This is a genomic window from Pseudomonas sp. IT-P171, assembly GCF_949767765.1.
Lineage (GTDB): Bacteria > Pseudomonadota > Gammaproteobacteria > Pseudomonadales > Pseudomonadaceae > Aquipseudomonas > Aquipseudomonas fluorescens_B.
Genome location: NZ_CATKQN010000058.1, coordinates 212,182 through 230,862, shown reverse-complemented (window position 1 = coordinate 230,862; position 18,681 = coordinate 212,182). Strand labels below are relative to the sequence as shown.

Sequence of the window (18,681 nt, the reverse complement as noted above, 5' to 3'; positions counted from 1 at the left end):
AAGCGGCCCCAAAATAAAGGGACTGCTACGCAGTCCAACGGGGATAAATCCCCTCGCCACAACGCGGGTTAAACCCCCGCCGCTTTCAACCGCGCCGCATGCTCGACAAACAACCGGATCGGCTCGGCCCCCTTTCCCACCAGCCCTAGCGACTGGTTGACGATGTCAAAGTGATCCAGCGGATACTCATCGCCAATCACCGTCCCCAGATGCGAGCTGTAGCGCCCGACCATCCCGTCACAATGCCCGACTTCACGCACGAAGGTTTTGGCAAACAGCCGACAACTGCGGTTGGTCCCGTCGAACAGATTGCGCCCGCGATCGGTCTTGCCCGGCTGCAAGGTGCCGGACCACGAGTAATAGCGCACGCCGTTGACCTCTTCCGGCCCGTGCCCGCCCCACGTGTCAGGCAAGCCCTGTGGATAACGTTGATTGAACAGCGTCACCCCGGCCGTCGTCAGGGACTCATGGGAAGCGTGAATATCCACCGGCAGCCTCGGCCCGCGATAGCCGGTTTCCAGCAGGCTCATCAACGCACCGATGATCCAGAGAAAAAAGGCGAGCAGCCGTCCCTTCACGCTGTCTGCCGGGTAATGCTCGTGCAGGTAATCCGCCAGTTCCGAGCCGTGATTGGGCCCTGCCACCGACGTGACGGACGCCACAAGATCCGGGCGTTTCGCGGCGGCGTAACGGGCGGTCAGCGAGCCCTGGCTGTGGCCGATCAGGTTAACCTTCTCGGCGCCGGTTTCCTGCAGGATCTCGTCGATGCGCGCCAACAATTGCTCACCGCGCACCTCGGTCGAGTGGAGCGGTGAAACCTGCACCGCAATCACCGTCGCCCCTTCTTGGCGCAACGCTCCGACAATCCCGTACCAGTACGGATAAAGCACCAGACGGATAAACCCGAGCATTCCCGGGACCAGCACCAACGGATAACGCGGGGCAGAACCTTGCGACATGGGTGGACGTCCTTGTGATCGGTGAGGTGAAGCAAGGCTGAATGCAAGACATCAGCCAAGCATCGTCATCAAAAATGACAACACGACGACCAGTCTATGACATCCGTCCTACTTCAGCCCTGCCACCCCCGCCACGATCAGCCCCACCGACACCAGTTTGACCACCGTCAGGCTTTCGCCGAGCAACGCAAACCCGAGAAACACGGTGCCCAGCGAACCGATGGCGGTCCAGATCGGGTAAGCGATGCTCACTGGCAACTCACGCATTGCCAGGGTCAGGAAGTAGATCCCGCCTACCGCCGCCACGACCGTGATCAGCGACGGCCAGGGCCGGGTGAAACCTTCGGCGTACTTCATGCCCATGGCGAAGGTGACTTCAAACCCGGCGGCGATCAGCAAAAACACCCAGGCCATCTAGAACTCCCTGGCCAGCGTCAGCAAACGTTGCTCGGCCTCGGCGACGGAGATTTCAAAGGTGCGCTCGGCGGATTCTTCGCCCTCGGCGGCGACCACGGTGACATCGGTAATGCCGATGAAACCCAACGCCGTGCGCAGCAGGGTATCGGCATGATTCATCGCTTCGAGTTCGCCCCCGGGGCCGAAGCCGAACCCGCCACGGCTGGTGACGATCAGCGCTTTCTTGCCCTTTACCAGCGGCTCGTATTGAGCGACGCCGTTGTCCAGCGTGTGGTTGAACGTCAGCCCGAGCCGCACCACTTGATCGATCCACGCCTTGAGGCCGCTGGGCACGCTGAAGTTGTGCATGGGCGTGGAGATCACCAGCACATCGTGGCCCAGCAATTCACCCACCAGTTGATCGCTGAACGCGAGATCGGCCTGCATTGACAGTGGCCGTGCCTCGGGTTCGGGGTAGAACGCGGCGGCCACAAAGGCTTCGTTGACCGGTGGAATCAAGGCCCGACCGACTTCGCGGCGGGTCAATTGTGATTGCGGGTGACGCGCCTGCCAGGCGCTGAGAAACACTTCGGCCAAGCGCCGGGAGTGGGAACGTTCGCCCCGTGGGCTGGCGTGAATGGCAAGAACTCTGTTCATCTGAATCTCCTGGGGACTAAACTCAAACGGCTTGTGGCGTGCAGATTGAGCTCGCCGCTGACTCGTCTCAAATGAATAAAAATCAGTCTGGATGAATTCATTTCATCCATGGAGTAACCCATGTTTGCCTCGCTGCCATTAACCGCCCTGCGCGCCTTTGAATCGGCCTCTCGCCTATTGAGCTTCAAGGCCGCCGCCGAAGAACTGTCCGTGACGCCAACGGCGGTTTCCCATCAGATTCGTTCGTTGGAGGGCTGGCTCGGCGTGCCGCTGTTCGAGCGCCTGCCACGGCAGGTTCGCCTGACCGAGTGCGGTGAGCGTCTGTTCCACAGCCTGCACGGCGCTTTTCTGGAAGTGGCCCAGAGCGTCGACACCCTGCGCCCGCAACGCAGCGGCGCGAGCCTGACGATTTCCACCACGGCCGCGTTTGCCGCGCTGTGGCTGGTGCCTCGGCTTGGGCGGTTTTACGCCCGGCATCCGACCATCAGCCTGCGCCTGGACACCCATTGCGAAGTGATCGATTTGCATCAGGACGCCAGTGTCGATCTGGTGGTGCGCTACAGCCTGGATGACTATCCGAACCTTTATGGTCTGTGCCTGTTCGATGAGGCGTTTGGCGTTTATGGCTCGCCTGGACAGGTCGCGCAGGCCCGAAGTGGCCAGGCCCCCACGTTGATCAGCGTGCGCTGGCACAACTCGAAGCTCTACGCCCATGGCTGGGCGGCGTGGTGCGCGCAGTCCGGCGAAACCTGGCTGACGGGGCAACCGGTTGTCCGGGAATACGATGAAGAACATTACGCCCTGCAAGCCGCCATCGCCGGGCAAGGCCTGGTGCTGGCGAGCAATATTCTGCTGTCGGAGAGTGTGGCCAGTGGCTTGCTGGTGGCTTACCGCAGTGACATTCAAGTGCAGGGCGCCGGTTACAGCGCGCTTTGCGTTCCGGGCCGCGAGCGCCATCCGCCCGTGCGTGCATTCTTTGCCTGGCTGCAGGAAGAAGCTCGATTGTCTGGCCTACTGCCAGGATCGCAGGCTGCGCCGGCGCCTACAGGAAAACGCATTCCCCTGTAGGCGCTGGCTCAGCCTGCGATCTTTCTCGATGGAAATTACATCAAACTTTTCGCCACGCTCATCACTCACAACTAGGTAGTGATCACTTCCCCAGAAGGTGACGCAAACCCGGATCAGCCTCCAAGGAGAACGAGATGAGTGACATGCATTTGTCTGATGTAACGACCCTTCGCGCACGGGCCCGCCAGAACGTCGAGAATGGCGCGGTGACCGAAAGCTACAGCGCCGACCTCGACGAAGTGCTGCGCCTGCTCAACGAATCGCTGGCCACCGAACTGGTCTGCGTCTTGCGCTACAAACGCCACTATTTCATGGCCAACGGCCTCAAAGCCCATGTCGCCGCCGACGAGTTCCTTGAGCACGCGAATCAGGAAGCGGCGCATGCCGACCGATTGGCCGAGCGCATCGTGCAGCTGGGCGGCGAGCCTGAATTCAACCCTGACCTGCTGTCGAAAAACTCCCACGCACAGTACGTGGCCGGTAACTCGCTCAAAGAGATGGTCTACGAGGACCTGGTCGCCGAGCGCATCGCCATCGACAGCTACCGTGAGATCATTCAGTACATCGGCGAGAAAGACCCGACCACCCGGCGCATCTTCGAAGACATCCTGGCTCAGGAAGAAGAGCATGCGGATGATATGGCGGACATTCTGAAAGATTTGTAGCGCCGGACAGACCGCCTTCGCGAGCAAGCCCGCGAAGGCGTCTTGATAGACACCGAAGATTTTACTTGGTGGGTTTAACGGTCACCGGCGCCTTCCCCGCCTTCATCTGCTGCAACAACGGCGCACACTGATTCGGCTCGCCACCACTCGGCGCCACCAGTGCCAACAACCCCGCCGCCGGCGCCGCGATCACACCCAGCGCCACCATCCCCGCGCCACGCAACATCAGCGGCACCGCTTTCACACCGGCATCGGGTTTGATGAACTTGCCCCGTACATACAGCGGCGAACGCAGCGAAATCAAACGCCAGCCCTTGGATTCCGGCGTCACCGTCAGGTCCAGTTGCTCAGTGGCCATGTTCGCCGTGCCGTCGATGTAGATGATTGCGTTCTCGGTATCGAAGACGAACAGCCGCGTGGTGGCCAGGCCCGTCTTGATGTCGAAGTCGGCCGCCGCGCAATTGATCTTCACTTCCTTGTCACCAAAGATCTTGCCGACCACATAGTTGCCGACGTTGAGTCCGGCCAGCTCCATCAGCTCGCGACTGATCGCCCCGTCGTTGATCAGCATTTTCAGATTGCCGTTGGCCGAACCCAGCAGATTTGCCACCGAGTTGCCACGACCATTGATGTCGGCATCGCCATTGAGCTCGCCGAAACTGGTCTTCATCGGCTCGAAGGTGGGGAATAGCTGCTTGAGCTTGAACCCGCGCGCGGTCAGCTTGGCATTGCCTTCCAACGGCTCGGTACGTCCGTTGAGGCGAATCTGCGCATCCAGCTTGCCGCCGGCCACACCGAAGCGCAGGGGCTCGAGGCTGAGCACGCCGTCGGTCAGCACCAGGTGGGTATAAAGGTCATTGAACGGCAGTTTTTCACTGTGGACGATGCGTTTACCGGTGAATTCGACATCGGCGTCCATGTCACGCCAGCGCTCGGTCTTGAACTCTTCGACCGGTAGCACTTTGTCCGCCGGTTGCTTGCTTTCACCGCCACGGGCCTTTTGTTTGGCGTTGGAGTCGGCGCCAATCAAGGGTGCAAGGTCAGCAAACAACAGTTGATTGGAGAGCAGTGAACCGCTGAGTTTCGGCCGTGGCTCGCTGGCGACGTAGGCCAGGCTGCCATGAATGTCGCTCTCGCCGATCTTGCCGTTGAACGCGTCATAACGGAACACCGCGCCGCCGGCCTCGTGCAACTTGGCGATCAAGTGACCGTCGGTGGCGTAGGGCGGCGTATCCGGCAGGGTCACGCCAGTCAGCGGATAGAGGTTGCCCAGACTGCTGCCGGCCAGTTTCAGTCGCAGGTCCAATGCGCCGAGATTGAGTGGATCGGTCAGCGTGCCCGCGAGTTCGACGCTGGTGTCAGCGATCTTGACCTGGGCCTGGAGCGGGAACGGTCGGGCCGAATCCTGCAACGCCAGCAAACCGCCGACCTTGCCGTCTCCAGCGAGTTTCTGGCCGTGATATTGGCCTTTGACCTTCAGCGCAAACGCGTAATCCTGGGGTGCAGCACCCTTCTCCAGCGCGGTTTTCGCCGCTTTGTCGCCGACGATTTCGCCGAACGGAATCGGTTTGCCCAGTGGGTCGATGATCAGGTCGAGCTGCGTTTTCAGGCTCTGGTCGTCAAGGGTGACGTGGCCTTTGTCGAAGCCGATTGCGCCGATGTCGACCACCCAATTTGAAGGCTCGGCGTTCGGGTCTTTCGGGTCAAACTTGAACGTCCAGTTCGCGCGGCCATCGGCCAGACGCTGGAGGTCTGCGTTCGGTTCGGTCAAGTCAATGCGCGGGATCGCCACGCGTTGAGCCAGCAATGCCAGCGGCGACAGGCGCAGCTCGACGCGTTTGAGCGTGACCATCTGCGGCTGCTTCGACCACTCAGGGTTGCCGAGGCTCAGGTCCTCTGCCACCACATGCGGCCACGGCACCCACGCCCGCCAACCACCTTCGTCGAGCTCGCGCTGCCAGACCACCGCCAGGTTGCCATTGATGGCAAACGGTCGATGCAGTTCTTCGGAGACTTTGGAGTTGATGGTCGGTTTGATCCGGTTCCAATCGAAGAACACGATGATCAGAACCAGTATCGCCAGCAACACAACCAGGCTGGCAAAGGTCCAGGCAAAAATCTTGGGGGGGCGCGTCATTGCACAGGGCTCCTGAATACGACTGAGCGCCCTGACTGCGACGCACGTGTGAAACGTTAGGCCAGAACCGGCCTGCCATGAAATCTAGGACTGGGAAACGGCGCGCAGGTTTAACCGAAATGGGCTTAACGTTCAAATAATCGGTCGGGGACACCCTGCTCTCGCAAACCCGGCGTTACCGACCCCGCACTTTTGCGCGGCACGAGTGGGTCGAAAATACCCACACCAGTGCAAAAAGCCTCGCCGGAGAGGCCCGTTCTAGAGCCTTCCCAGGGAACAATCAATTCTGTTGATTATTACCATTGCGTTTATGAACTTTTATATCGACTTATCGAGAGTAGCATTGCCCTCGTACCCACTTTATCGCCCTCCCACGGAGCACCCAATCATGAAACGCCAATTACTGCTTAGCCTTTCCCTCTCACTGCTGGCCAGCACCGCTTTCGCTCTGCCAGCTGCTGACCAGGCAACCCCACAAGTGAAAGCCGCCCACTCGGTGTTCAGCCAGACCGTCGCCGAAGGCGGTAACGATCGCCTGAAAGAAAAAGGCCTGATCTCTCAAGATGGCTCGGACCGTACCCCACAAGGCCAGTCCCTTGCCGCTGACGGTTCGGATCGCACCCCACAAGGTCAAACCCTGGCTGCTGATGGTTCCGATCGCACTCCACAAGGTCAAACCCTGGCCGCTGACGGTTCCGATCGCACTCCACAAGGTCAAACCCTGGCCGCTGACGGTTCCGATCGCACCCCACAAGGTCAAACCCTGGCTGCTGACGGTTCCGATCGCACTCCACAAGGTCAAACCCTGGCTGCTGACGGTTCCGATCGCACTCCACAAGGTCAAACCCTGGCTGCTGACGGTTCCGATCGCACCCCACAAGGTCAAATCCTCGCTGAAGGTGGTGGTGACCGCGTGATCCAACGCAACAGCGCTTTGAGCTGAGCCCATGGCGGCCCTGAAAAAAAGCCCAATCCACGGATTGGGCTTTTGATTTTATAGAAGCACCCCTTCTCTACCTGCCCCTCTTTTAGGTGTCCCCCGATCGTCGTTCGACGCCAGCAAAGCCGATTTGCTAGAGTGCGTCGCTGTCTTGTCCAGAAAAACACCCTTGCGATGCTGCCCCGCGCCGAACAGAAACAACAAACCCGCAACGCCCTGATGGACGCTGCCCGCCATTTGATGGAATGCGGCCGAGGATTCGGCAGCCTGAGCCTGCGCGAAGTGGCGAAAACCGCCGGCATCGTTCCCACCGGTTTCTACCGGCATTTTTCCGATATGGATGAACTGGGCCTGGTACTGGTGAGCGAAGTCGGTCAGACCTTTCGCGAAACCATCCGCCTGGTGCGCCACAACGAATTCGTGATGGGCGGCATCATCGATGCCTCGGTGCGGATCTTTCTCGACGTGGTGTCGGCCAATCGTTCGCAATTCCTGTTTCTCGCCCGCGAGCAGTACGGCGGTTCGCTGCCGGTGCGCCTGGCCATCGGACGGTTGCGCGAAGACATCAGCTCGGACCTGGCGGCCGACTTGTCATTGATGCCAAAGCTGCAACACCTGGACATCGCCGGCCTGAGTGTCATGGCCGACCTGATTGTTAAAAGCGTGTTCGCAACCTTGCCCGACATCATTGATCCACCGGCAGAAGCATTGCCCGAGCATCTGACGCCGCAGGCAAAAATCACTCAGCAGTTGCGGTTTATCTTTATCGGGCTGAAGCATTGGCAGGGACTCGGCAGTACCGAATAACCCCGCTTTCATCACAACACCTAACACCAGCAAGCCGGTCCCTACCCAGTTGTGCAACGCGCGACTAATCTGGAGCACACCGCGCGCCATCATTTGGTGCGCCCAACAATGCCGCGCACCAAATTACTACAACAATCTGAAACATAACCGTCGCTCCGACAGGCATTTCCTACACATCCCCCGATTGGCAAGCCCCTTGCTCTAACCACAGCAATGTCCATTGCTGGAAGCCTTCCGATGCTGGTGATTCACCGCAGAATCGACCCTCAACCCGTCTGGGCCGCTGAGTTGCACCTGACCTTCGAAGCCCGGAGCAAAAGCCGCTTGCGCTGTTTCAGTGCCGAGGGTGAAGACGTCGGGTTGTTTTTGGAGCGCGGTCAGTCGCCGCTGTATGACGGCGAATGCCTACAGGCTGAAGACGGTCGCATCGTCCGCGTCTGTGCCCACCCCGAACACCTGCTGCACGTCACCTGCGCCAACGCTTTCGAGCTGACCCGCGCGGCTTATCACCTCGGCAATCGCCACGTCGCCCTGCAAGTCGGCGATGGCTGGTTGCGTCTGCTCGATGACTACGTGCTCAAGGCGATGCTCGAGCAACTTGATGCCAGGGTCGAAAACATCGAGGCGCCGTTCCAGCCGGAGCACGGCGCCTATGGCGGTGGCCATCACCATTCGCGGCATGGCGACGAGGATTTCAACTATCCGCCGAAACTGCACCAGTTCGGCGTACGCCTATGAACCCGGCCTGGGCGCTGCTGCGCCTGGCCAGTCCGCAATTGCCGATTGGCGGCTACAGCTATTCCCAAGGCCTGGAAATGGCGGTGGATAACGGTCGGGTGAAGGATTCCGACAGCGCCCGACGCTGGATCAGCGATCAGTTGCTGCTGAACCTCGCGCGTTTCGAAGCGCCGCTGCTACTCGCCCATTGCGTGGCCGCCGCCGAAGAAAACTGGGGCGAATTACTGCAACGCTGCGAGGAACACCGCGCCAGCCGGGAAACCCGCGAGTTGCATCAGGAAAGCCGGCAGATGGGTTATTCCTTGCAGCAACTGCTCAACGGCTTGCCGGAACTCGATGCCCCGGCCCGCGCCTTTCTCGATCAGCGTCCCGAACCACACCTGGCCCTCGGCTGGGCACTGGCCGCGCGCGCCTGGCGCATCAGTCCGCAGGACGCGCTGGCGGCCTGGCTGTGGAGCTGGCTGGAAAACCAGCTGGCAGTGCTGATGAAGACCCTGCCGATGGGGCAGCAAGCCGCGCAACGCCTGACCAGCGAATTGCTGCCGCTATTGCAGCAAGCCCAGCAGAACGCCACCCGAATCAACCCCGAACACTACGGCAGCGCCGCTTTCGGCCTGTCCCTGGCGTGCATGGCCCATGAGCGCCAGTACAGCCGCCTGTTCCGTTCCTAGGGCCTGTTACTTTGGAGAATCACATGAACACACAACCTCTGCGCGTCGGCATCGGCGGCCCGGTCGGTTCCGGCAAAACCGCTTTGACGCTGGCCCTGTGCCTGGCGCTGCGCGACCGCTACAACCTGGCCGTCGTGACCAATGACATCTACACCCGCGAAGACGCTGACTTTCTGGTGCGCAACGAAGCCCTGGCGCCGGAGCGGATCATCGGCGTGGAAACCGGCGGCTGCCCGCACACGGCGATCCGCGAAGACGCCTCGATCAACCTCGAAGCCGTGGATCAACTTAACCGCCGCTTTCCCGGGCTGGACCTGATTCTGGTGGAGTCCGGTGGCGACAATCTGTCGGCCACGTTCAGCCCGGAACTGTCGGACCTGACGATCTACGTGATCGACGTCTCGGCCGGCGACAAGCTGCCGCGCAAGGGTGGGCCGGGGATCTGTAAATCCGACCTGCTGGTGATCAACAAGATCGACCTCGCCCCCTTGGTGGGCGCGTCGCTGGAGATGATGGACAGCGACACCCAGCGCATGCGCAACGGCAAACCGTTTGTCTTCAGCAACCAGAAAACCGGGCTGGGCCTGGAAGAAATCATCGCATTCATCGAACGCCAGGGCCTGCTGACCGCAGCCTGATCACGACCACACCTATCAACAAGGAAGCTTATCCATGTCTTTTAAACGCATTCTCGGCGCCATGGCCCTGCTGCTGACCCCGGCCATCGCCTTTGCCCACCCCGGGCACGGCGACAATGGTTTGATCGCCGGTATCAGCCATCCGATCGGCGGCCTCGATCACTTGCTGGCGATGGTTGCGGTCGGGTTGTGGGCGGCGCAGCAGAAAGGCGCCGCACGCTGGGCGCTGCCGTGCACGTTTGTCGGCACCCTGTTGATCGGCGGACTGCTGGGTTTTGAAGGGCTCAACCTGCCGGCGCTGGAAAGCGGGATCGCCGCATCGGTGCTGGCGCTGGGCCTGGCGGTGGCACTGGCGGTGCGTCCGCCATTGGGCATGGCGGTGGGTGCGACGGCGCTGTTTGCGCTGTTCCATGGCGTGGCGCATGGGCTGGAATTGCCGGAAATGTCGAGCCCGTGGGCGTATGCCGCAGGGTTTGTAGTGGCGACGGCAGCCTTGCACGCGGCGGGTTATGCGGTGGTTCGTGTGTTGCCGCAGGCGGCGGCACCGTTGGTTCGGCTGGCGGGCGCGGTTTCGGCGGCGGCTGGAGTGTGGTTATTGGCGGGTTGATTTTCTACCGTCAGTGATGGCCCCCTCGCGGGCAAGCCCGCACACACGTGTACACAGAACCAATGTCGGGAGCGGGCTTGAGATGCGTGTGCGCAGAACCAATGCGGGCTTGCCCGCGAAGGCGGCCTGACAGACACCGCAACTCTCAGGCCTGTTAACATGGCGCGCAATCGACCCTGCCGTGACGACGCCAGCCAATGCCTCATTCTCCCCGCTCCGCCTCCCAGCCTGACTTGATCGCTCTGTTCTCCTCAGTGCATCAGCATTTCCAGGACGTGATCGTGCCCCTCTGGCAAGGCCCGGGCTGGAATGCCGAACTGGCCCTGCCCTACGAGGCGCTGGACGCCGGGCATCTGCCCTTGCCACCTCAACGCTACCGGGCCATGGCCTGCGCGCGGCAGTTGTATCTGTTTTCCAGTCTGATCGGCCAGGTACCCGGCGCCGAAGAGCGTGCCGCGGCGCTGTTCCGCTCGTTGCAGCAACATTTCCATGACGCCGAACACGGTGGCTGGTTCTACAGCATCGATCCGCAAGGCGCGCCGCTGGATCAGCGCAAGGATCTCTACACCCACGCCTTCATTCTCTTCGCCTGCGCCCATTACTGGGACAAGGTTCGCGAGCCGCTGGTGGAGTCAGTGCTCAACGCCGTGCTGGAAGTGGTTGCGCAGCGTTTCGCCACGGGCGACGGCCTGTACGAAGCTTGCCTTGAACGTGACTGGTCGTCGCTGAATACCGGGCCGCTGCAAAACCCGCTGATGCACCTGGCCGAAGCCTTCCTCGCCACGCTGTCGGTGCGTGAAGACCTCGTCGTGCAGCGCGCGCTCGTCGAGTTATGCACAGCCATGCAGAAGCGCTTTATCGATTCGCAGCACGGTGTGCTGATGGAAAAACCGTTGGGTACTGTGGATAACTGGTTTGAACCGGGGCATCAGTTCGAGTGGTATTTCCTGCTGGAGTCTTCACCGTTGTTGCGCGGCTCCAAACTGCACGCCTCCCTGGAACGCGCCTTTGCGTACACAGAGCAGCTGGGTGTCGATCAATCGAGTGGGGCGGTGCGGGCAATGCTCACGCTCGATGGGCAATCGAAGGATGGCACCCAACGCATCTGGGCCCAGGCTGAATACCTGCGTGCGCTGACCTTGCGTCCGCACAGCAAGGCATCGGTATTGCGCCAATTGCAGGCACTGCAACAGCGCTCCCTGCATGCGGAGGGCTGGTATGAGTGTCGCAATGAGAACGGTGAAGTGAGCCGCCAGGACATGCCTTCGACCACGCCTTATCACTTGGCGACCTGCTATCGCGGATTGGCCGATTATCTCGGCTAAATCCTCTGTGGCGAGGGAGCTTGCTCCCGCTGGGCCGCGAAGCGGCCCCGCTTACCCCTGAAAAGAAAGGGACTGCTGTGCAGTCCAACGGGAGCAAGCTCCCTCGCCATAATTACGCCTTGGCTCCGTTACGCTCAATCGCAAACCCGCTCCACGTCTGGCTCACCGGCATCAGCTCAAGGCTGTTGATGTTGATGTGTGCCGGCGCATTGAGCACCCAGAAAATGGTCTCGGCGATGTCTTGTGGCTGGATCGGCTCGGCACCGGCGTAGGTCGCGTTATAGCGTTCCTGATCACCGGCAAAACGCACCAGCGAGAATTCGCTCTCGCACAGGCCCGGTTCAATGTTGCTGACTCGCACGCCCGTGCCCTGCAGGTCACAGCGCAGGTTCAGCGAGAACTGTTTGACGAACGCCTTGCTCGCGCCATACACGTGGCTGCCCGGATACGGGTAGTTGCCGGCGATGGAACCGAGGTTGACGATGCTGGCGCCACGGCCGTGGGCGATCAGGCGTGGCAGCAGCAGGCGAGTGCTGTACATCAGGCCCTTGATGTTGGTGTCGACCATCGTGTCCCAATCATCAAGGTTGCACTTCGGCGCCGGGTCCACGCCGAGCGCCAGGCCGGCGTTATTGATCAGCCCGCGCAGCTTGGCGAAGGATGGCGGCAGGTTGGCAATCGCCTCCTCCATGGCCTTGCGATCACGCACGTCGAGCACCAGGCCATGGACCTCGGTCTGCTTCGACAGCTCGGCGCACAGGGCATTGAGGCGTTCTTCACGACGACCTGTCAGCACCAGTTTCCAGCCAGCCTCGGCAAAACGACGGGCACAGGCTTCACCAAAACCGGAAGTCGCGCCGGTAATAAACAGGGTGTTGGACATCGTGTTCTCCTTGCTTCGGCCGACGGGCAGCCATTGGAATAGAAAATCAGCTGGCAGCATGCCCGGCCTTGCCGACAGCGGCAACCACCACAAAAGCTGTATGAAAAACGATCAATGTCAGCGGCGCCTTATCCCCCGTGGCCTGCAGCCATGTACGCGCACGTTATCCACAGGCCGGTCCACAGTTTCCGGGGGCAAGTGAAAAAGCTGAAAGCCGCTGTGCACAAGGCTTTGCGGGCAAATTACAAAGTTTTTTGCTTGACCCTGAAGCGCTCACTGTGTAGCCCGTGGCATTTTGCACGATCGACCCGGTAAACCAGCGATGGCGCCGAGCCAGTAACTACGGCCCTCAGCCGACTCTTTCCAGAGTTTAACCACAGACTTATCCACAGGCATCACCCCTCCGTTCCGGACTGATTTCCCAGCCAATAAAAAGGTTGACAAAGCCGAGCCCCAGTCGCGTAAAAACACCTGATCAAAAAACAACCACATCGCTGCAAGCCACGTATCCAAAGGCCCTCAGCCAGCTACTCCCACGTTATTCACAGCCAGCTCCACAGCAAACGGGGACAAGTCAAAAGCGTGACAAAACAACTATTTGCAGCGGCTTTATGTCGCGCTTTGAGAGCTTGATGAATTTGTTTTCCACAATTTCCAGAAAGCACACCGCGGACACCTGTAGGAGTATTGAAAATGTAAAAAAGCCCCGGCGATTGCGCGCCGGGGCTTGGTGTTACAACAGCGAAATCAGTGGCCGCCGAGATAGGCGTTACGCACTTCCTCGTTAACCAGCAACTCCTTGCCGGTGCCCGTGATGCGGATCTCGCCGTTGACCATGACATACGCCCGGTCCGACAGCTTGAGCGCGTGGTTGGCATTCTGCTCGACCAGGAAGATGGTCATCCCGGTCTTGGCCAGTTCCCGCAGCGTGGCAAAGATCTGTTTCACCACGATCGGTGCCAGACCCAGGCTCGGCTCGTCAAGCAACAACAGTTTGGGCCGACTCATCAGCGCACGGGCGATGGCGAGCATTTGCTGTTCACCACCGGACATGGTCATGGCGCGCTGGGTGCGTCGCTCTTCGAGCCGCGGAAACAGCTCGAACATGCGTTGCATGTCTTCCTTGGCGTACTTGTCACCGATCGGGATGGTGCCCATCAGCAGGTTTTCCTCGACAGTCATGTCGGGGAACACCCGCCGTCCTTCCGGCGATTGCGCGATACCGTGGGACGCGATGTAGTGCGACGACTTGTGGGTGATGTCCACCCCTTGATAGATGATCTGCCCGTCAGCCGCCCGCGGTTGGCCGAAGATCGACATCAGCAGGGTCGACTTCCCGGCACCGTTGGAGCCGATCAGACTGACGGTTTCCCCTTCGTTGATGTACAGCGAGACTTTTTTCAGGGCCTGGATTGGCCCGTAAAACACGTCCAGATCCTTCAGTTCGAGGATAGGTTGACTCATAGCGCCACTTCCTCTTCATCGGCACCCAGGTAGGCCGCAATCACTTTCGGATCGTTGCGTATCGCATCAGGCCCGCCCTCGGCAATGACGATGCCGTGGTCCAGCACCACGATGTGGTCGGAAATGCTCATAACCATGCCCATGTCGTGTTCGATCAGCACCACGGTCAGATCATGCTCGTCGCGCAGCAGCCGGATCATCGCGCTCAGCGCTTCGGTTTCCTGAGGGTTGAGGCCGGCGGCCGGTTCGTCGAGGCAGATGATCTGCGGCCGGGTGCACATGGCCCGGGCGATTTCCAGACGGCGTTGCTGACCGTAGGACAGTTCACCGGCCAGACGGTTGGCGCAGTCCACCAGGTCCACCACTTCCAGCCAGTAGAAGGCGTGGTCCAGCGCATCGCTTTCAGCCTTTTGGTAGCCCTTCGTGTTGAGGATACCGGCGAGCATGCTGCGGTTGACCCACATGTGCTGGGCAACCAGCAGGTTTTCCAGCACCGACATTTCCTTGAACAGGCGAATGTTCTGGAAGGTCCGCGCCAGCCCGGCACGGTTCACCAGGTGGGTACCGCCGAACATCTTGTAATACAGCCGACTGAGAAAGGATTTTGGCGAAACGAAATCCGCCGGTTTGAACGATTCGCCCAGCAACTGGATGACGTTGGTCTGCTCGCCCCGCACGCTGAGTTCGATCTTGCCACCGGAGGCCTTGTAGAAACCGGTCAGGCAGTTGAACACCGTGGTTTTGCCGGCGCCGTTGGGGCCGATCAGGGCGAAGATCGAGTTGCGCTTGACCTTCAGGCTGACATCGTTCAACGCCTTGATGCCGCCGAAGTGCATCATCAGTTTCTCGACCGAGAGTACGACTTCGCTCATGGCGCTACTCCTTTACGCGGGGTCACACCGGTACGGCTGATCCGAATCAGGCCGCGCGGTCGCCAGATCATCATCAACACCATCAGGATGCCGAACAGCAGCACGCGGTATTCCGCGAAGCCACGCAGCAGTTCCGGGGCCACGGTCAGCACGAAGGCTGCGATGACGACGCCAATGGTCGAGCCCATGCCGCCGAGTACCACGATGGCGAGGATCAGGGCCGACTCGAAGAAGGTGAACGAGGTCGGGTTGACGAAGCCTTGGTAGGTGGCGAAGAACACACCCGCCAGACCCGCCGTCGACGCACCGATGGTGAACGCCGAAAGCTTGACCAGCACGTGGTTCAGACCCATGGAGCGGCAGGCGATTTCATCTTCACGCAAGGCCTCCCAGGCGCGACCGACCGGCATACGGGTCAGACGGTGCTTGACGTACAGCACGGCCAGTACCACGAGGAACAACACCGCGTAAATGAAGTAATACTTCACGTCCGGGTTGTAGGCGATACCGAAAAACTCATGGAACGGAACGCCACCGTCCTTTGCCCTTTTGCCGAACTCCAGGCCGAAGAAGGTTGGCAGCGGCGCCGCCATGCCATTTGGGCCCCCCGTCAGGCTCAGCCAGTTGTTGAGGACCAAGCGAATGATTTCACCGAAGCCCAGGGTCACGATCGCCAGGTAGTCACCGTGCAGGCGCAATACCGGGAAGCCGAGGATGCAACCGGCAAGGCCGGCGGTGATCGCTGCCAGTGGCAGCACCGTCCAGAAGCCAAGCCCCAGGTATTGATAGCCGAGTGCCAGGCCATAGGCCCCGATGGCGTAGAACGCCACGTAGCCGAGGTCGAGCAGGCCGGCCAGGCCGACCACGATGTTCAAGCCAAGCCCCAGCAGCACGTAGATCAGCCCGAGGATGACCACGCCCAGCAGGTAGGAGTTGGAGAAAAACGGGAACACCACGGCGACGACGATCACCACTGGAATGATCCAGCGCAACCGGGTCTTGTAGTCAGGCGGCAGTACATGTACCCCGGAGCCTGTGCTTTCAAAACCTTCGAGAATTCTCAGGCCTTTGGGCGTTTGCAGGAACAGGCTCAGGGCAAAGCGGCCGGCCATGACGATGGCGACAATCCACGCCACTCGAGTCGTTTCCAGATTGAAGCCGTAGCCGTCGAGGACTACGCCAACAATCGGGCCGAACACAATGAGGGCGACCAGACCGGCAAGAATCGCGTCAACCAGGCTTCTTTTGAGATCAATGGTTTTTTTAGTGGTTGAAGACATCGCTTACACCTTCGACACAAGAGGACGGCCGAGCAGGCCTTGGGGCCGAAAGACCAGAACGAGAACGAGCAGCGAGAAGCTGAAAACGTCTTTGTAGTCCGAGTTGACCAGACCCGAGAACAGCGACTCGGAAATGCCGAGGATGATCCCGCCGAGCATCGCGCCAGGCAGCGAGCCGATTCCGCCAAGTACCGCAGCGGTGAACGCCTTGATACCGATAACGAAGCCTGCGTAGAAGTCGAACGTGCCGTAGTTCATGGTGATCAGCACACCGGCCAGGGCCGCCATTGCTGCACCGATGATGAACACGTAGGAAATCACGCGATCGGTGTTGATCCCCAGGATCGAGGCCATCTTGCGGTCTTGCTGGGTGGCGCGGCACATGCGGCCGAGCTTGGTGTACTTGATGACGTAGGTCAGCAGGGCCATGCCGGCGAATGCGGCGATCAGAATGAAGATCTTGGTGTAGGTGAGCTGGACGAAGCCGCTTCCGACTTCCACTCGCCATGCACCGGTCAGCAAGGTAGGTACGCCTTGTTGGCGGGCGCCCTGGGCGATCTGTGCATAGTTTTGCAGGATCAGGGAAATACCGATGGCGCTGATCAGCGGTGCCAGTCGGGTTGAGTTACGCAGGGGTTTGTAGGCGACACGCTCGATGACCCAGCCATACACCGCCGTGACGATGATGGTGAAGACCAGTGTGCCAAGCATCAGCAAAGGGAAGGATTCAATACCGAAGTATGCCAGCAGAGCCAGACTGATCGCCGCGAGGTAAGCGGAGATCATGTAAACCTCACCATGGGCGAAGTTGATCATGCCGATGATGCCATAGACCATTGTGTAGCCGATGGCGATCAGGCCATAGACCGACCCGAGGGTCAGGCCGTTGACCAGTTGCTGCAGGAAAATACCATCCATAACGCAATCTCACGCATTTGAGAGACTGCACAGAAGCCGGGTGCGACGGACCGGGGTTCAGCCACCCGCGCAACACGGTTGTGTGCAGCTCTACGAGAAAAGACAGGTACTGCACGGACATGTTGGTTGACTGCCCGGTGCACAAGGCACCGGGCAATTCAGCAGCTCATATCACTTCTGTTTTTCCAGTTGGTGGTATTTGCCATCCTTGTCCCACTGATAAACCACGTAGTCGGAGACTTTCAGGTCGCCCTTGGCGTCCCAGGTCTTCTCGCCCATCACGGTTTTAACCGGGTTTTTCTTCAGCCACTCGGCCGCTTTTTCGCCGTTGTTGGACTTGGCGCCGTTGAAAGCAGCCGCCAGGGTTTGAACCGAAGCGTAGGCGTACAGGGTGTAGCCTTCAGGCTCGGTACCGGCCTTGCGGAAGGTGTCTACCACGGTCTTGCTGTCTGGCAGAAGGCGTGGGTCGGCGCCGAAGGTCATGTACACGCCATCAACGTTCTGCGGGCCACCGGCGGTGGTCACGAGTTCATCAGTCACGATGCCATCATCGGACATGAATTTGACGTCCTTGAGGCCTTGCTCACGCAGTTGACGAACCAGTGGACCGGCTTCCGGGTGCAGGCCGCCGAAATAGACGACATCGGCACCGGCTGCACGGATCTTGGTCACCACGGCGCTGAAGTCTTTCTCGCCACGGGTCAGACCTTCGTACAGCACCGGGGTCACGCCGCGCTTGGCCAGTTGGGCCTTGGTGGCATCCGCCAGACCTTGACCGTAGGTGTCCTTGTCGTGCAGAACCACGACTTTCTTGCCCTTGAGCACGTCGACGATGTAGTCGCCGGCCACGATACCCTGCTGGTCGTCACGGCCGCACATACGGAACATGGCGCTCAGGCCGCGCTCGGTCACCTGTGGGTTGGTGGAGCCCGGAGTGATTGCGATGATGCCTGCTTCGTCATAGATCTCGGAGGCCGGAATGGTCGACGAGGAGCAGAAGTGACCGACCACGCCTGCCACTTTCTGGTTGGTCAGGTCCTTGGCGACCGTCACAGCCTGTTTCGGTTCGCAGGCGTCATCGCCCTTGACCAGTACGATTTTTTCCCCGTTAACGCCGCCCGATGCGTTGATGGCATCGGCTGCGGCCTGTGCACCCTTCATGTACTGCTCGCCAAATGCCGCGTTGGCGCCCGTCATTGGACCCGCCACACCGATTTTTACGTCAGCTTGTGCAAACGCAGAAACACCCAGCGCAGTTGCCACTGCGAGGGCCAGAAAGCCTTTCTTGTAAAACGTCTGGGACATGAGGTGGTGCTCCAAGGTTTTTTTTTAATTGGCACTGCAACTTCACTGAATGCTCAGAGCAAGGGCCGTGCCATCGGTTTTTTATTCTGAAAAAAGTCGCTGCTTTATTGTTATATCGACTGTTTCGAGCCCATTTTCATTGGACGTGCAACCGTCTAAACCGCTGAAGGTAAAACCATTTATTTATCAAGGCGCAACCCGTGCGCGCCATCATTGCAACCGCAGCGCCAAACGACGTGCAACCAGCCTGTAACAACGCGCGTCACCGAAGTGCACACTGCTGGTGCGGTACTGCTACAACCCGCACCTTTTACAGGCTAGTCGCTGCGCCGAAAAGCGCCGCTCCCCGCA

Annotated in this window: 19 protein-coding genes; 9 read left to right on the top strand and 10 right to left on the bottom strand. The window is 60.1% G+C overall.

Annotated features, from left to right (window positions below; all coding sequences use genetic code 11):
- Positions 1–68: 68 nt before the first annotated feature.
- From ACM6I5_RS27240 to ACM6I5_RS27230, 3 genes are all read right to left on the bottom strand, one after another.
- On the bottom strand, positions 69–959 hold the full coding sequence (locus ACM6I5_RS27240; RefSeq protein ID WP_414885037.1) for an esterase/lipase family protein: 891 nt from the start codon (positions 957–959) through the stop codon (positions 69–71).
- A gap of 108 nt (positions 960–1,067) precedes the next feature.
- A complete protein-coding gene (locus tag ACM6I5_RS27235) occupies positions 1,068–1,373 on the bottom strand; it encodes a DMT family transporter (RefSeq protein ID WP_017336296.1) in 306 nt (101 codons plus the stop codon).
- Positions 1,374–2,012, bottom strand: a complete 639-nt coding sequence (locus ACM6I5_RS27230) for an FMN-dependent NADH-azoreductase (RefSeq protein WP_414878185.1) — start codon at positions 2,010–2,012, stop codon at positions 1,374–1,376.
- 120 nt (positions 2,013–2,132) lie between these two features.
- On the opposite strand from ACM6I5_RS27230, the gene ACM6I5_RS27225 reads away from it, so the two are divergent.
- Both ACM6I5_RS27225 and ACM6I5_RS27220 read left to right on the top strand, forming a co-directional pair.
- The gene (locus ACM6I5_RS27225; protein ID WP_414885036.1) at positions 2,133–3,080 is read left to right on the top strand and encodes a LysR substrate-binding domain-containing protein; all 948 of its coding nucleotides are present in this window, start codon (positions 2,133–2,135) and stop codon (positions 3,078–3,080) included.
- 134 nt (positions 3,081–3,214) lie between these two features.
- A complete protein-coding gene (locus ACM6I5_RS27220) occupies positions 3,215–3,745 on the top strand; it encodes a ferritin-like domain-containing protein (protein WP_017336293.1) in 531 nt (176 codons plus the stop codon).
- Positions 3,746–3,806: 61 nt separating this feature from the next.
- On the opposite strand, the gene ACM6I5_RS27215 is transcribed toward ACM6I5_RS27220, so the two are convergent.
- Positions 3,807–5,882 carry an AsmA family protein gene (locus ACM6I5_RS27215; RefSeq protein WP_414885035.1) on the bottom strand — a complete coding sequence of 692 codons (2,076 nt, stop codon included), beginning with the start codon at positions 5,880–5,882 and terminating at the stop codon, positions 3,807–3,809.
- Positions 5,883–6,270: 388 nt separating this feature from the next.
- Between ACM6I5_RS27215 and ACM6I5_RS27210 the strand changes: the two genes are divergently transcribed.
- The 7 genes from ACM6I5_RS27210 (at position 6,271) to ACM6I5_RS27180 (ending at position 11,608) form a co-directional block, all read left to right on the top strand.
- Positions 6,271–6,825, top strand: a complete 555-nt coding sequence (locus ACM6I5_RS27210) for a hypothetical protein (protein WP_414885034.1) — start codon at positions 6,271–6,273, stop codon at positions 6,823–6,825.
- 171 nt (positions 6,826–6,996) lie between these two features.
- On the top strand, positions 6,997–7,629 hold the full coding sequence (locus ACM6I5_RS27205) for a TetR family transcriptional regulator (protein ID WP_017336290.1): 633 nt from the start codon (positions 6,997–6,999) through the stop codon (positions 7,627–7,629).
- A gap of 237 nt (positions 7,630–7,866) precedes the next feature.
- On the top strand, positions 7,867–8,367 hold the full coding sequence (gene ureE, locus ACM6I5_RS27200) for an urease accessory protein UreE (protein WP_017336289.1): 501 nt from the start codon (positions 7,867–7,869) through the stop codon (positions 8,365–8,367).
- The gene (locus ACM6I5_RS27195) at positions 8,364–9,038 is read left to right on the top strand and encodes an urease accessory protein UreF (RefSeq protein ID WP_414878182.1); all 675 of its coding nucleotides are present in this window, start codon (positions 8,364–8,366) and stop codon (positions 9,036–9,038) included. The genes ureE and ACM6I5_RS27195 overlap by 4 nt, the downstream gene beginning before the upstream one ends.
- Before the next feature lie 23 nt (positions 9,039–9,061).
- A complete protein-coding gene (gene ureG, locus ACM6I5_RS27190) occupies positions 9,062–9,676 on the top strand; it encodes an urease accessory protein UreG (RefSeq protein WP_017336287.1) in 615 nt (204 codons plus the stop codon).
- 34 nt (positions 9,677–9,710) lie between these two features.
- Positions 9,711–10,283, top strand: coding sequence for a HupE/UreJ family protein (locus ACM6I5_RS27185; protein WP_414885033.1), 573 nt, complete (start codon positions 9,711–9,713; stop codon positions 10,281–10,283).
- A 197-nt stretch (positions 10,284–10,480) separates the two neighbouring features.
- Positions 10,481–11,608 (top strand): AGE family epimerase/isomerase, encoded by a 1,128-nt coding sequence (locus tag ACM6I5_RS27180; RefSeq protein WP_414885032.1) that lies wholly within the window; start codon positions 10,481–10,483, stop codon positions 11,606–11,608.
- Positions 11,609–11,720: 112 nt separating this feature from the next.
- Here ACM6I5_RS27180 and ACM6I5_RS27175 read toward each other — a convergent pair whose 3' ends face one another.
- The 6 genes from ACM6I5_RS27175 to ACM6I5_RS27150 form a co-directional block, all read right to left on the bottom strand.
- Positions 11,721–12,491 carry an SDR family oxidoreductase gene (locus ACM6I5_RS27175; RefSeq protein ID WP_017336284.1) on the bottom strand — a complete coding sequence of 257 codons (771 nt, stop codon included), beginning with the start codon at positions 12,489–12,491 and terminating at the stop codon, positions 11,721–11,723.
- 747 nt (positions 12,492–13,238) lie between these two features.
- Entirely contained in the window at positions 13,239–13,955 is a 717-nt protein-coding gene (locus ACM6I5_RS27170) for an ABC transporter ATP-binding protein (protein ID WP_149419281.1), read from the bottom strand.
- A complete protein-coding gene (locus ACM6I5_RS27165) occupies positions 13,952–14,827 on the bottom strand; it encodes an ABC transporter ATP-binding protein (protein ID WP_414878181.1) in 876 nt (291 codons plus the stop codon). Before ACM6I5_RS27165 ends, ACM6I5_RS27170 begins: the two co-directional genes overlap by 4 nt.
- Complete coding sequence (gene livM / locus ACM6I5_RS27160) at positions 14,824–16,107, bottom strand: high-affinity branched-chain amino acid ABC transporter permease LivM (RefSeq protein WP_017336281.1); 1,284 nt, start codon at positions 16,105–16,107, stop codon at positions 14,824–14,826. Before livM ends, ACM6I5_RS27165 begins: the two co-directional genes overlap by 4 nt.
- Positions 16,108–16,110: 3 nt before the next feature.
- A complete protein-coding gene (locus ACM6I5_RS27155; RefSeq protein WP_017336280.1) occupies positions 16,111–17,025 on the bottom strand; it encodes an ABC transporter permease subunit in 915 nt (304 codons plus the stop codon).
- Positions 17,026–17,196: 171 nt separating this feature from the next.
- Complete coding sequence (locus tag ACM6I5_RS27150; protein WP_017336279.1) at positions 17,197–18,330, bottom strand: branched-chain amino acid ABC transporter substrate-binding protein; 1,134 nt, start codon at positions 18,328–18,330, stop codon at positions 17,197–17,199.
- Positions 18,331–18,681: the final 351 nt, after the last annotated feature.

Excerpts from the sequence above, each read along its gene's own strand:
- ACM6I5_RS27230 (WP_414878185.1), bottom strand. The coding sequence starts at position 2,012 with ATGAACAGAGTTCTTGCCATTCACGCCAGCCCACGGGGCGAACGTTCC.
- ACM6I5_RS27195 (WP_414878182.1), top strand. The coding sequence starts at position 8,364 with ATGAACCCGGCCTGGGCGCTGCTGCGCCTGGCCAGTCCGCAATTGCCG.
- ACM6I5_RS27180 (WP_414885032.1), top strand. The coding sequence starts at position 10,481 with ATGCCTCATTCTCCCCGCTCCGCCTCCCAGCCTGACTTGATCGCTCTG.
- ureE (WP_017336289.1), top strand. The coding sequence starts at position 7,867 with ATGCTGGTGATTCACCGCAGAATCGACCCTCAACCCGTCTGGGCCGCT.
- ACM6I5_RS27205 (WP_017336290.1), top strand. The coding sequence starts at position 6,997 with ATGCTGCCCCGCGCCGAACAGAAACAACAAACCCGCAACGCCCTGATG.
- livM (WP_017336281.1), bottom strand. The coding sequence starts at position 16,107 with ATGTCTTCAACCACTAAAAAAACCATTGATCTCAAAAGAAGCCTGGTT.
- ACM6I5_RS27240 (WP_414885037.1), bottom strand. The coding sequence starts at position 959 with ATGTCGCAAGGTTCTGCCCCGCGTTATCCGTTGGTGCTGGTCCCGGGA.
- ACM6I5_RS27170 (WP_149419281.1), bottom strand. The coding sequence starts at position 13,955 with ATGAGTCAACCTATCCTCGAACTGAAGGATCTGGACGTGTTTTACGGG.
- ACM6I5_RS27210 (WP_414885034.1), top strand. The coding sequence starts at position 6,271 with ATGAAACGCCAATTACTGCTTAGCCTTTCCCTCTCACTGCTGGCCAGC.
- ACM6I5_RS27215 (WP_414885035.1), bottom strand. The coding sequence starts at position 5,882 with ATGACGCGCCCCCCCAAGATTTTTGCCTGGACCTTTGCCAGCCTGGTT.
- ACM6I5_RS27175 (WP_017336284.1), bottom strand. The coding sequence starts at position 12,491 with ATGTCCAACACCCTGTTTATTACCGGCGCGACTTCCGGTTTTGGTGAA.
- ACM6I5_RS27150 (WP_017336279.1), bottom strand. The coding sequence starts at position 18,330 with ATGTCCCAGACGTTTTACAAGAAAGGCTTTCTGGCCCTCGCAGTGGCA.
- ACM6I5_RS27155 (WP_017336280.1), bottom strand. The coding sequence starts at position 17,025 with ATGGATGGTATTTTCCTGCAGCAACTGGTCAACGGCCTGACCCTCGGG.
- ACM6I5_RS27235 (WP_017336296.1), bottom strand. The coding sequence starts at position 1,373 with ATGGCCTGGGTGTTTTTGCTGATCGCCGCCGGGTTTGAAGTCACCTTC.
- ureG (WP_017336287.1), top strand. The coding sequence starts at position 9,062 with ATGAACACACAACCTCTGCGCGTCGGCATCGGCGGCCCGGTCGGTTCC.
- ACM6I5_RS27185 (WP_414885033.1), top strand. The coding sequence starts at position 9,711 with ATGTCTTTTAAACGCATTCTCGGCGCCATGGCCCTGCTGCTGACCCCG.
- ACM6I5_RS27220 (WP_017336293.1), top strand. The coding sequence starts at position 3,215 with ATGAGTGACATGCATTTGTCTGATGTAACGACCCTTCGCGCACGGGCC.
- ACM6I5_RS27225 (WP_414885036.1), top strand. The coding sequence starts at position 2,133 with ATGTTTGCCTCGCTGCCATTAACCGCCCTGCGCGCCTTTGAATCGGCC.
- ACM6I5_RS27165 (WP_414878181.1), bottom strand. The coding sequence starts at position 14,827 with ATGAGCGAAGTCGTACTCTCGGTCGAGAAACTGATGATGCACTTCGGC.